Here is a 12,137-nt window from a genome sequence, read left to right on the forward strand (position 1 = left end):
CCGTGCAAGTTTGGGTCGCACAGCACCCAACGTACCGTTATGGAGACAGGTCAGGTCATGCAAACAACGTTCACCCGTTTGATGCTCAAACACGCTGCCGAGCGCCCCTTGGCACCGGCGTTGCGAGAAAAAGAATATGGCATTTGGCAGACCATTACCTGGTCTGATTTGGCCAAATTGGTTCAGTCAATGGCCTGTGGTTTGCACCAAGCGGGTCTGCAGCGGGGCGAGCACCTGATTGTGGTGGGCTCCAACCGCCCGCGCCTGTACGCCACCATGTTGGCCGCGCAGTCGCTGGGCGCGATTCCTGTGCCTTTGTACCAAGATGCTGCGGCTGCCGAATGCGTGTTCCCCATCACCAACGCTGAGGTGCGTTTTGCGGTGGTGGAAGACCAAGAACAGGTCGACAAGATGCTGGAGGTGCGTGAGCAATGCCCTCAGCTGGCTCACATTTTTTATGACAACCCCCGTGGTTTGCGCAAGTACACCGAAGATGGTCTCGGTTCATTGGAAGAACTGATCGCTGCCGGTGCGGTGTTCGCACAGCAGCACCCCCAGTTCTTTGCCGAAGAGGCGGACAAAGCCAACACCGCTGATGTGGCGGCCATGTTCTTCACATCGGGCACCACCGGCAACCCCAAAGGTGTGGTGCATACGCACGGCTCCTTGATCGACCGCGCAGATGCAGGCGCAGAATTCGACAAGCTGACCCACTCTGAAGACGTGTTGGCCTACATGCCACCCGCTTGGATTGGGCAAAACATCTTCAGCTACGCCCAGTGGTTGGTGTGTGGCTACGTGGTCAATTGCCCTGAATCATCGGCCACCGTGACCATCGACCTGAAAGAGATTGGGCCCACGTATTACTTCGCACCGCCCCGCGTGTTTGAGGGCATGCTGACCAGCGTGATGATCCGCATGGAAGATGCGGGCAACTTCAAGCGCAAGTTGTTTTCTTACTTCATGGATGTGGCCAAAAAAGTGGGCCCCGCTTTGATGGATGGCCAGTCGGTGGGCTTCATGGACCGCATGGTGTACGGCTTGGGCAACCTCTTGGTGTACGGCCCTTTGCGCAACAACATGGGTTTCAGCCGCGTGCGCGTGGCCTACACCGCAGGCGAGGCGATTGGCCCCGACCTGTTCACCTTTTTCCGTTCGATCGGTGTGAACATCAAGCAGTTGTATGGTTCCACCGAGACCGCTGTGTTTGTGTGCCTGCAGCCTGACAACGAAGCGCGTGCCGATACCGTGGGTGTGCCGTGCAAGGGCGTGGAAATCAAAGTGGCGGACAACGGCGAAATCTTGGTGAAGTCGCCGGGTTTGCTCAAGGGTTACTACAAGAACCAAAAGGCCACCGATGAAGTGTTGACCGCCGATGGCTGGTACCACACCAGCGACGCGGGCTTCATCGACAGCCACGGCCACCTGAAGATCATTGACCGCGTCAAAGACGTGGGCCGCATCCAGGGCGGCGCCAACGACGGCGCCATGTTTGCGCCCAAATACGTTGAGAACAAGCTCAAGTTTTTCCCCTTCATCAAAGAGGTTGTGGCATATGGCGACCAGCGTGAAAAAGTCTGCGTCATGCTCAACATCGACTTTGATGCCGTGGGCAACTGGGCTGAACGCCGCAACCTTTCTTACGCGGGCTACACCGATTTGGCCCAAAAGCCAGAGGTCTATCAGCTCATCCAGGAGTGCGTGGAAAAGGTCAACGCCGATTTGGCCGAAGACGCCTTGCTGGCGGGCAGCCAGGTCTCTCGCTTTTTGGTCTTGCACAAAGAGCTGGACGCAGACGATGGCGAGTTGACCCGCACCAACAAAGTCCGCCGCGGCTTCATTGCCGACAAATACAAACCACTGGTCGATGGCCTGTACGAAGGCAAAGCCGAGCAGTTCATTGAGACGGTGGTCAAGTTTGAAGACGGCCGCACCGGCAGCGTCAGCGCCACGCTCAAGATTTCCGACGCCAAAACATTCACACCCGTGAAGGCAGCAGCATGACCAAGAAAATCGGCGACGTCATTCTGGACGTCAACAACATCAGTTTGCGTTTTGGCGGCGTGAAGGCGCTGACCGACATTTCGTTCAACGTGCGCGAACACGAAGTGCGCGCCATCATCGGCCCCAATGGCGCAGGCAAAAGCTCGATGCTCAACTGCATCAATGGCGTGTACACCCCGCAAGAGGGCAGCATCACGTTTCGGGGCCAAACGTTTGACCACATGAACAGCCGCCAAGTGGCCGAGATGGGCATTGCTCGGACCTTCCAAAACTTGGCCTTGTTCAAGGGCATGAGCGTGATCGACAACATCATGACCGGCCGCAATTTGCACATAAAGAGCAACCTGTTCATGCAAGCACTGCGCATTGGCCCCGCTCAGCGCGAGGAAGAAACGCACCGCGAATTTGTCGAGCACATCATCGACTTTCTTGAAATCCAGGCGTTCCGCAAAACACCCGTGGGCCAGCTGCCTTATGGCTTGCAAAAGCGGGTTGATTTGGGTCGCGCTTTGGCCATGGAGCCCAAAGTGCTTTTGCTCGATGAGCCCATGGCCGGTATGAACATGGAAGAAAAGCAGGACATGTGCCGCTTCATCTTGGATGTGAACGACGAGTTCGGCACCACCATCGTGTTGATCGAACACGACATGGGCGTGGTGATGGACATTTCGGACCGCGTGGTGGTGCTCGATTACGGCAAAAAAATTGGCGACGGCACCCCCGAAGAAGTGCGCAACAACGAAGACGTGATCAGTGCCTATTTGGGCACCAGCCACTAAGGAGAACAAGACATGGCATTTTTTCTGGAAGCCCTTTTTGGCGGCCTCATGGCCGGCATGCTTTATTCCTTGGTCGCGCTGGGTTTTGTGCTGATTTTCAAGGCCTCAGGTGTTTTTAACTTCGCGCAAGGCGCGATGGTGTTGTTTGCCGCCTTGGCCATGGCCCGCTTTTCGGAGTGGGTCCCAGGTTGGCTGGGCATTGAAGACAAGTTCACGGGCAATCTGATCGCTTTTGTGCTGGCCGCAGCCATCATGTTTGTGTTGGCTTGGCTGATTGAACGCTTGGTGCTGCGTCACTTGGTCAACCAAGAGGGCGTGACCTTGCTGATGGCCACTTTGGGCATCACTTACTTTCTGGATGGATTGGGTCAGACCATTTTTGGCAGCGACATTTACAAGATCGATGTGGGCATGCCCAAAGATCCGGTGTTCTTGTTTGACTCGGTCTTCCCTGGTGGCGTACTTGTCAACTTGGAAGATGTTTACGCCGCCTGCATTGCCGCATTGATGGTGGTGGTCTTGTCTTTGTTCTTCCAAAAGACCGGTACAGGCCGGGCCCTGCGTGCGGTGGCCGATGACCACCAAGCCGCTCAATCGATTGGTATTCCGCTCAACCGCATTTGGGTCATTGTGTGGTTTGTGGCCGGCATCACCGCCTTGGTCGCCGGCATCATTTGGGGCTCCAAAATGGGTGTGCAGTTCTCGTTGACTACGGTGGCTTTGCGTGCTTTGCCGGTGATCATTTTGGGCGGCCTGACTTCGGTGCCGGGCGCCATCATTGGCGGTCTGATCATTGGTGTGGGTGAGAAATTGTCCGAGGTTTACCTCGGCCCCTTTGTGGGCGGCGGTATTGAAATCTGGTTCGCTTATGTGCTGGCGCTGGTGTTCTTGCTGTTCCGTCCGCAAGGCTTGTTCGGCGAAAAAATCATCGACCGCGTGTAAGGAGAGAAAAACATGTTTTACAGAGAGAACGGTCAGTTCAAGACCTCTTACCGCAGCGACCAACAGATTTTTGCCATTGCGCAAGACCGCTGGGCTGTTTGGGCATTGATTGCCTTCGCGTTTGTCGGCGTGCCCATGGTCGCCGACGAATACATGTTCCGCGCCATCCTGATTCCCTTTTTGATCCTGGCCTTGGCCGCATTGGGGGTCAACATCTTGGTGGGGTATTGCGGTCAGATTTCATTGGGTTCGGGTGCCTTCATGGCGGTGGGCGCCTACATGGCTTACAACACCTATGTGCGCATTGAGGGCATGCCCTTGATCGTGGCTTTGCTGGCCGGTGGCTTCTTCGCCACGGTGGTGGGCATGTTTTTTGGCATCCCCAGCCTGCGAGTCAAAGGCTTGTATTTGGCCGTGGCGACTTTGGCAGCGCAGTTTTTTTGTGATTGGGCCTTCTTGCGCGTGGGCTGGTTCACCAACAACTCGGCATCAGGTTCCGTCAACGTGTCCAACCTGAGCGTGATGGGTTGGACGATCAACGCCCCTGTTGAGAAATACCTCTTTTGCTTGGCCTTTTTGGTGGTGTTTGGCTTGCTCGCCAAAAATTTGGTGCGCTCGGCCATTGGCCGTGAATGGATGGCGATCCGCGACATGGACGTGGCCGCCGCCGTGATTGGCATTCGCCCAATCTACGCCAAGCTCAGTGCCTTTGCTGTCAGCTCTTTCATCATCGGTGTGGCCGGTGGTCTGTGGGGCTTTGTGCACCTGGGGTCTTGGGAGCCAGCGGCCTTCTCGATTGACCGTTCGTTCCAGTTGTTGTTCATGGTCATCATCGGTGGCATGGGCTCCATCATGGGCAGCTTTTTCGGTGCGGCTTTCATTGTGATCTTGCCAATTTTCCTCAACCAGTTTTTGCCTTGGATGGGCGGTCTGGTGGGGGTCACCATTTCCACGGCCTTGGTGTCGCACGCCGAGTTCATGATTTTTGGCGCCCTGATTGTTTGGTTCTTGATTGTTGAGCCGCACGGCCTGGCCAAGTTGTGGTCCATTGCCAAGCAAAAGCTCCGCCTTTGGCCTTTCCCTCACTGATTTTTCATCTCGATTTTTTCCCCAAGTGCTTCCACCTTTTTTTAACAGGAGACAAACCATGAAGCTTCGTCAACTCGTCCTGGCCACCACCGTGGCCGCTGCCGGACTTGCCAGTGCGCTGGTCAGCACGGTCGCAACGGCTCAAACCAAAGAGCAATTCTTCCCTGTGCTGGTTTACCGCACGGGTGCTTACGCGCCCAACGGTGTGCCGTTTGCCAACGGCTATGTGGATTACCTCAAGCTGGTCAATGCGCGCGGTGGCATCAACGGCGTGAAGCTCAGCTTTGAAGAGTGCGAAACCGGCTACGCCACAGACCGCGGTGTGGAGTGCTATGAGCGTCTGAAAGGCAAAAACGGCGGCGCCACAGTGTTCCAGCCACTGTCTACAGGCATCACGTTTGCATTGACCGAAAAAGCCCCCATCGACAAGATCCCTTTGATCACGGCCGGTTACGGCCGCAGCGAATCGGCTGACGGCGGTGTGTTCAAGTGGAACTTCCCCTTGGCTGGCACTTACTGGGTGGCTGGCGACGTCATCATCCAAGACATCGCCAAGAAGGCTGGTGGCGCTGACAAGCTCAAGGGCAAGCACATCGCTTTGGTCTACCACGACAGCCCATTTGGCAAAGAAGCCATTCCAATCTTGCAAGAGCGTGCGGCCATGCACGGTTTCAAGTTGAGCTTGTTGCCCGTGACCCACCCCGGCGTGGAGCAAAAGTCCACTTGGCTGCAGATTCGTCGTGAGCGCCCTGACTATGTCGTCAACTGGGGCTGGGGCGTGATGAACTCCACCTTGCTCAAAGAAGCGCAAGCCACCGGCTACCCCCGTGAAAACATCTGGGGCGTGTGGTGGGCAGGTGCCGAGCCGGATGTGAAAGACATCGGCATGGGTGCCAAGGGCTACAACGCCATCACCATGCAGCACGGCGCTGAAAAGGGCTCTGCTGTGGTGAAAGAGGTGCTGGAGAAGTTGCACGCCAAGAACCAAGGCACAGGTCCACGTGATGAAGTGGGCGAAGTGTTGTACATGCGCGGATTGTTCAGCGCCATGTTCGCGGTGGAAGGCGTGCGCCAAGCCCAAGAGAAGTACGGCAAAGGCAAGGTCATGACTGGCGAGCAAGCGCGCTGGGGTTATGAAAACCTGAACCTGACCCAGCCCAAGCTGGATGCTCTGGGTTTCAAGGGCGTGCTGCGTCCGATTTCCACCTCGTGCGCCGACCACATGGGTGCCAACTGGGCCCGTATCCACACATGGGACGGCACCAAGTGGCAATTCAGCAGCGACTGGATGCAAGCGGATGAGCAGATCATCAAGCCCATGGTCAAGGCCGCTGCTGACAAGTACGCCGCCGAGAAAAAGATCACGCGCCGCACCCCTGCGGATTGCCAGTCTTGATCTGATTCCAGCTGCCGCGCAAGCGGCAGCTGGTCAGCTGCTGCAGGCCTTGGCTTGCTTGCAGCTGCCAAATGAAACCATTGCATGCAGCGGTTTCATTTGGCTTGAACCACCAGAATTTGAAAAGGCACAGTCCATGAGCGACAAAAACATTGTTCTGAACGTCAACGGCATCGAAGTCATTTACAACCACGTCATCTTGGTGCTCAAGGGCGTGTCCCTGCAGGTGCCCGAGCAAGGCATCGTGTCTTTGTTGGGTGGCAACGGAGCTGGCAAAACCACCACCTTGCGTGCGATCTCCAACTTGCTCAAGGGCGAGCGTGGCGATGTGACCAAAGGCAGCATCGAGCTGCGTGGCGAGCGGATCGAAAACCTCACCCCTGCCGACTTGGTCAACCGGGGTGTGGTGCAGGTCATGGAGGGACGACATTGCTTCGCCCACTTGTCGATCGAAGACAACCTGTTGACCGGCAGCTACACCCGCAAGGACAAGGGCGAAATCGCGGCCAACCTGGACAAGGTTTACACCTATTTCCCGCGCCTGAAAACCCGCCGCACATCGCAAGCGGCGTACACATCAGGTGGTGAGCAGCAAATGTGCGCGATTGGCCGCGCCTTGATGACCAACCCTAGCGTGATGCTGCTGGATGAGCCTTCGATGGGTCTGGCGCCTCAGATCGTGGAAGAGGTCTTCAACATCGTGAAAGACTTGAACGAGAAAGAAAAAGTCACTTTCTTGATCGCTGAGCAAAACACCAACATGGCGCTCAAATACTCGGATTACGGCTACATCATGGAGTCGGGCCGCATCGTGATGGATGGCGAGGCCGAAGACCTGCGCACCAACGAAGACGTGAAAGAATTTTATTTGGGCATGGGCGGCGGTGAGCGCAAGAGCTTCAAGGACGTCAAGAGCTACAAGCGCCGCAAGCGTTGGCTGGCCTGATGCCTTGAGCATCCTTCGAGCAATCCTTCATCGCCAGTGTCCTGAAAGAATCCCATGGTCCATCACCTCGATGCGCTGGAAACCCGCGCCCCTGAAGTCCGTGAAGCAGCGCTGATGGCGGCCTTGCCTTCGCAAATTGCGCATGCCCAGAAAAACAGCGCCGCTTTGGCTGAGATCCTCAAGGGCATCGATGCTGCCCAAGTGACCAGCCGAGCTGCCCTGGCCCGATTGCCTGTCACGCGCAAGTACGAGTTGCTGGCGCGTCAACAAGCCCAGCGGGCTCAAGACCCCTTTGGCGGTTTCTCAACCATTGGCTGGAAGGGCATGCTCCGCCCTGCCGGTGTGCGCCGTGTGTACCAGTCACCCGGTCCGATCTATGAACCCGAGGGCCATGCCCCCGACTATTGGCGTGCAGCCCGCGCCATGGCGGCCGCCGGTTTTGAGGCCGGCGATCTGGTTCACAACTGCTTCAGCTACCACCTGACCCCTGGCGCCTGGATCATGGAAAGCGGCGCCCATGCACTGGGCTGTGCGGTGATTCCCGGTGGCGTGGGCAACACCGAACAGCAATTGGCGGCGGTGGCCGATCTGCGTCCGGTGGCTTATTCGGGCACGCCCAGTTTCCTGAAGATCCTGATCGAGAAAGCCACCGAGGCAGGTCAAAAGCTGTCGATCACCAAAGCCCTGGTGTCGGGCGAGGCCTGCCCACCATCATTGCGCGATTGGTTTACCCAGCAGGGTGTGGCGGCTTACCAGTGCTATGCCACCGCCGATGTGGGCTTGATTGCTTATGAAACTGCCGCGCGAGAAGGTTTGGTGATCGACGAGGGCGTGATCGTGGAGATCGTGCGTCCGGGCACCGGAGACCCTGTCGCAGTCGGCGAGGTCGGTGAAGTGGTGGTCACGGTGCTCAATCCTGACTACCCTCTGATCCGTTTCGGTACGGGCGATTTGTCGGCCATCTTGCCCGGCACATGCCCCACAGGCCGCACGGGGCAGCGCATCAAAGGCTGGATGGGCCGAGCCGACCAGACCACCAAGATCCGGGGCATGTTTGTGCATCCCGGCCAGGTGGCCGAGATCGTGAAACGCTTTCCGGAGTTGACCAAAGCGCGTTTGGTGGTCACCGGTGAGATGGCCAATGACCAAATGGCTTTGCATGTCGAAACCGCATCCTTGGCTGATGAAGGACTCAAAGGCCGCGTATCTGAAGCTGTTCGCGATGTGACCAAGCTGCGTGGCGAAGTGCACTTGGTGGCCCAGGGCACGCTGGCCAATGACGGCAAAGTCATTGAGGATGCCCGCAGTTACCAGTGACGCCTTGCTGGCTGGCGGGTCCTCGCTTGTCAGAATCCTCAATTGAATCAAGGCCAATTTAAGCCGAAAGTCTAAGTAGTTTCCGTGTTTTCATCACAATGCGGGGTTTTACAATCCGCCACCAACTAGGAGTTTGTCATGAAGCAATGGATCGCTTTGGCCGCATTGGCCACTCTCTCGATGGGCTCTTACGCCCAAGCTTTTCCGGGTAACAAGCCCATATCGATCGTCGTGCCTTTCGCCGCAGGCGGCCCTACCGACCGCGTCGCCCGTGACTTGGCCGAAGTGATGCGCAAGCACATTCCAGGCAGCAATTTCGTTGTGGAAAACGCTGCTGGCGCTGGTGGCACCATCGGCGCTACCAAAGTGGCCAAGGCTGCACCGGACGGCCATTCGTTGTTGTTGTTCCACATCGGCATGGCCGCTACACCAGCCCTGTACCGCAAGCTGGGTTACAAGCCACTCGAGGACTTCGAGTTTCTGGGCATGGTCAATGATGTGCCCATGACCTTGGTGGGCAAGCCACAATTGCCAGCCAACACCTACCGCGATTTTGAAAACTACATCCGCGCCAACGCTGGTAAGTTGAACATTGCGCACGCTGGTTTGGGTTCTGCCTCGCACATTTGCGGCTTGCTCTGGCAGACCAACATGAAGACCAAAGAGGCCATGACCACGATCCCGTTTGGCGGCACTGCACCAGCCATGACGGCTTTGATTGGCGGTCAGGTGGACATGATGTGCGACCAAACCACCAACACCACGGCCCAGATCGAAGGCGGCCGCATCAAGGCGTTTGCGGTCACAACGGCCCAACCTCTGAGCGGTCACCCTGTGTTGAAGCACTATCCCAGCTTGCAGGAAATGGGCATGAAGGGCTTCAACCTGACCATCTGGCACGGTTTGTATGCCCCCAAAGGCACGCCACCCGCCATCACCAAAATGTTGAACGATGCCCTCAAGAAATCCTTGAAGGACCCTGATTTCATCAAGAAGAACGAAGCCTTGGGCGCTTTGGTGGTCAACGACAAGCGCGTTGAGCCCGAAGAGCACAAGAAGTTTGTGGCTGCCGAAATGATCAAGATCAAGGCCGCTGTGGATGCCGCTGGCAAGTACGCTGACTGATTCGATTTTTGCTCCCAAAAAAAGCCGCTCTTGGAGCGGCTTTTTTTCGTCTTACACAGCTCAGTTGGCAAATTGTTCAGTTCCCACCATGCCCAGTTGGGTCAGGCCCACACGTTGTGCGGTGGTCAATACGGTGACGGCCGCTTCATAACGGGCTTGCCCATCCGCACGGATGTGCAGTTCGGGTTGAGGTCGCTGGGCAGCAGCCAAAATGAGTTGCGCTTCGAGTTCTTCCCGGTTGCCCAGTGCCTTGCCGTTCCAGCTCCACTGTGATTGCGCATTGATGTCGATGCGAACCACCACCGGCTCTTTGGGCGAAGCGGGGCTTGCCGTGGGCATGTCCAGGTTGACCGCGTGCAATTGCGCCGGGATGGTGATGATGAGCATGATGATCAGGACCAGCATCACGTCAATCAAGGGCGTGGTGTTGATGTCCATCATCAAGCCGTCTTCGTCGCTGTTGTCGGTGCCCAAGTGCATGGCCATAAGTTGTCCTTGATGTTCAGGGGCCGGGGTCAATGACAAAGCCCACTTGGGCAATGCCGGCCTGCTGCAGGGCGTGCATGACCCGCCCAACCGATGCATAGGCGCTTTGCGCATCGCCCCGAATCTGAACATCGGGTTGGGGTTTCATGGCGGCGATTTTTTTCAGCCGCTCTTGCAAATCCGTCTGGTTTTGGATGGGGGTGTCGTACACAAAAACCTGACCGGCCTTGTTGACCGAGAGAATCACGGTCTCTGGCCGTGCCTGACGCACCTCATGGCGCTCTTTGGGCAAGTCCACCTGGATGGAGGTGGTGACCACCGGGATGGTGATCAGGAAAATGATGAGCAAAACCAGCATCACGTCGACCAGGGGCGTGGTGTTGATGGTGCCCATCACCTCGTCGTCGGGGCCAGTGCCCACGCTGGGGCCGAGTTGCATGGCCATCAGCGTTTGGCCGAAGCGAGCAAGGCCGCGTGCACATCGGCACCGAAGGCGTTGATTTCTTCCATCACCGCCTTGTTGCGGCGCACCAACCAGTTGTAGCCCAAGACCGCAGGCACGGCGACGGCCAAACCAATGGCCGTCATGATGAGTGCCTCACCGACGGGGCCCGCGACTTTGTCGATGCTGGCTTGTCCGGACATGCCGATCTTGACCAGCGCATGGTAGATGCCCCACACGGTGCCAAACAAACCGACAAAAGGCGCGGTAGAGCCGACTGTGGCCAGCACGGCGAGCCCGTCTTGCAGTCGGCTTTGGACCGTGCTCATGGCGCGTTGCAGGCACATCACCACCCAGGCGTTGAAGTCCACGGTGTCGGGCAAGCCTTGGTGTTGAGCTGCGCCTTCCAGGCCTTTTTCTGCAATGAAGCGAAACGGGCTGGTGGTGTCGAGGGCATCAGCCGCTTGCCGCACCGATGCCGCTTGCTTGAAGCTGGCCTGTGTGGCGGCCGCCATTTTGAGCAGCTTGGATTGCTCGAGGTATTTGGTCGCGATCACAAACCAGCTGCCCATGCTCATGATGACCAAAATCAGCAAGGTGATTTTGGCCACTGCATCACCTTGTGCCCACAAAGCGCCCAAGCCATAGGGGTTCTCCGGTGCGGCTGTTGGGATGGCGGCGTTGGGTGTGGATGCCCAACTGGTGTGGCTCATCAGCACGCCCAAACCCAGCAGCAGGTGGGCCAGAGTGGTTCTGAAATGGTTGATCATGCGAGCGGGTCCTTGTGGCTTTGACATGGGGTGTGGGGTGGCCAAGTTTGGGCTGGCTGTGTGAGGGGTTGTTGGGGCGGACGGGTTCATTCGAGGCGCCAGGTGTATTTCATGCTGGCCCAGGCCTGCTCGGGTTTGCCATCGACCAAAGCGGGACGAAATTGGCATTTGGACAAACCTGCTCTCGCGGCTTCGTCGAGCCGCTTGAAGCCCGAACTTTTTTCAATCTCAGATTGAAGCACTTTGCCATCCACGCCCACCAAAAAGCGCAAAGCAACTGTGCCCTCTTCTTCAAGACGGCGGGACGCACTGGGATATTCCGGCTTTTCACATTGGTTGACATTCACGCCTGCAGCCGTGCGCGTGGGTGCAGGGGCGGGTGCCGTGGCTCGAGTGGGTGCTGCCGTAACGGGCGTGGGGACAGGCGTGGCGGTCGGCGGTGCAGGGGCAGTTGCAGGCACTGACGCTGTCAAGCCCGTTGGGGTCGGGGTGGGTGTAGTGATGGCGGGTAACTCGGCGGCCGGCGCTTGTGTCACAGGAGGTGCAACGGGCGCTGGTGTCGGTGCCGGCTTAGCAGGTTGGGGTGTGGGCGGCGGCGGTGAGGGCGTTGGGGGAGGTGGTGCCGCTGGCGGCGGTGTTGCCGGTCGGGTGTCGCTGAGCAAAAGCGCTTGAACCACGGTCGGCATTTTTTGCACCACATCGCGCGTCAAGCCCACATGCACAGCCCAAAGCAGCAGGGCATGCAAAAGAACCACCCAAACCCAACCTGCCAGCGGGCGCTTGGGGCGGGTCAGTTGGAAAGAGGCGGACTGCATGAAGGATTGCAAGGGCTGTGTTCGGC

The 12,137-nt window shown here is 57.7% G+C and carries 12 protein-coding genes; 8 read left to right on the forward strand and 4 right to left on the reverse strand.

Annotated elements, in window-relative coordinates; all coding sequences use genetic code 11:
- Window positions 1-57: 57 nt before the first annotated feature.
- The 8 genes from Q1M54_RS09465 (at window position 58) to Q1M54_RS09500 (ending at window position 9,598) form a co-directional block, all read left to right on the forward strand.
- Complete coding sequence (locus tag Q1M54_RS09465; RefSeq protein WP_300556599.1) at window positions 58-2,004, forward strand: AMP-binding protein; 1,947 nt, start codon at window positions 58-60, stop codon at window positions 2,002-2,004.
- The gene (locus tag Q1M54_RS09470) at window positions 2,001-2,783 is read left to right on the forward strand and encodes an ABC transporter ATP-binding protein (RefSeq protein WP_300556601.1); all 783 of its coding nucleotides are present in this window, start codon (window positions 2,001-2,003) and stop codon (window positions 2,781-2,783) included. The genes Q1M54_RS09465 and Q1M54_RS09470 overlap by 4 nt, the downstream gene beginning before the upstream one ends.
- Window positions 2,784-2,795: 12 nt before the next feature.
- Window positions 2,796-3,725, forward strand: coding sequence for a branched-chain amino acid ABC transporter permease (locus Q1M54_RS09475; RefSeq protein ID WP_300556603.1), 930 nt, complete (start codon window positions 2,796-2,798; stop codon window positions 3,723-3,725).
- 12 nt (window positions 3,726-3,737) lie between these two features.
- The gene (locus tag Q1M54_RS09480; protein WP_300556605.1) at window positions 3,738-4,814 is read left to right on the forward strand and encodes a branched-chain amino acid ABC transporter permease; all 1,077 of its coding nucleotides are present in this window, start codon (window positions 3,738-3,740) and stop codon (window positions 4,812-4,814) included.
- 58 nt (window positions 4,815-4,872) lie between these two features.
- Complete coding sequence (locus Q1M54_RS09485) at window positions 4,873-6,210, forward strand: ABC transporter substrate-binding protein (RefSeq protein ID WP_300556607.1); 1,338 nt, start codon at window positions 4,873-4,875, stop codon at window positions 6,208-6,210.
- 136 nt (window positions 6,211-6,346) lie between these two features.
- Window positions 6,347-7,156: an ABC transporter ATP-binding protein gene (locus Q1M54_RS09490; RefSeq protein WP_300556609.1), complete on the forward strand. Its 810-nt coding sequence runs from the start codon at window positions 6,347-6,349 to the stop codon at window positions 7,154-7,156.
- A 54-nt stretch (window positions 7,157-7,210) separates the two neighbouring features.
- A complete protein-coding gene (locus tag Q1M54_RS09495) occupies window positions 7,211-8,473 on the forward strand; it encodes an AMP-binding protein (protein WP_300556611.1) in 1,263 nt (420 codons plus the stop codon).
- Window positions 8,474-8,611: 138 nt separating this feature from the next.
- On the forward strand, window positions 8,612-9,598 hold the full coding sequence (locus Q1M54_RS09500) for a tripartite tricarboxylate transporter substrate-binding protein (RefSeq protein ID WP_300556613.1): 987 nt from the start codon (window positions 8,612-8,614) through the stop codon (window positions 9,596-9,598).
- Between the two features lie 60 nt (window positions 9,599-9,658).
- Here Q1M54_RS09500 and Q1M54_RS09505 read toward each other — a convergent pair whose 3' ends face one another.
- Genes Q1M54_RS09505 through Q1M54_RS09520 form a run of 4 tightly spaced genes read right to left on the reverse strand, consistent with a single transcriptional unit; the run spans window position 9,659 to window position 12,111 of the window.
- On the reverse strand, window positions 9,659-10,084 hold the full coding sequence (locus tag Q1M54_RS09505; protein ID WP_300556615.1) for a biopolymer transporter ExbD: 426 nt from the start codon (window positions 10,082-10,084) through the stop codon (window positions 9,659-9,661).
- A gap of 16 nt (window positions 10,085-10,100) precedes the next feature.
- On the reverse strand, window positions 10,101-10,529 hold the full coding sequence (locus tag Q1M54_RS09510; RefSeq protein ID WP_300556618.1) for a biopolymer transporter ExbD: 429 nt from the start codon (window positions 10,527-10,529) through the stop codon (window positions 10,101-10,103).
- Window positions 10,529-11,323: a MotA/TolQ/ExbB proton channel family protein gene (locus tag Q1M54_RS09515; protein ID WP_300556620.1), complete on the reverse strand. Its 795-nt coding sequence runs from the start codon at window positions 11,321-11,323 to the stop codon at window positions 10,529-10,531. Before Q1M54_RS09515 ends, Q1M54_RS09510 begins: the two co-directional genes overlap by 1 nt.
- 59 nt (window positions 11,324-11,382) lie before the next feature.
- Window positions 11,383-12,111, reverse strand: a complete 729-nt coding sequence (locus tag Q1M54_RS09520) for an energy transducer TonB (protein ID WP_300556622.1) — start codon at window positions 12,109-12,111, stop codon at window positions 11,383-11,385.
- Window positions 12,112-12,137 lie beyond the last annotated feature (26 nt).

The sequence above is a fragment of the Limnohabitans sp. Rim8 genome, assembly GCF_943326455.1.
GTDB lineage: Bacteria > Pseudomonadota > Gammaproteobacteria > Burkholderiales > Burkholderiaceae_C > Limnohabitans_A.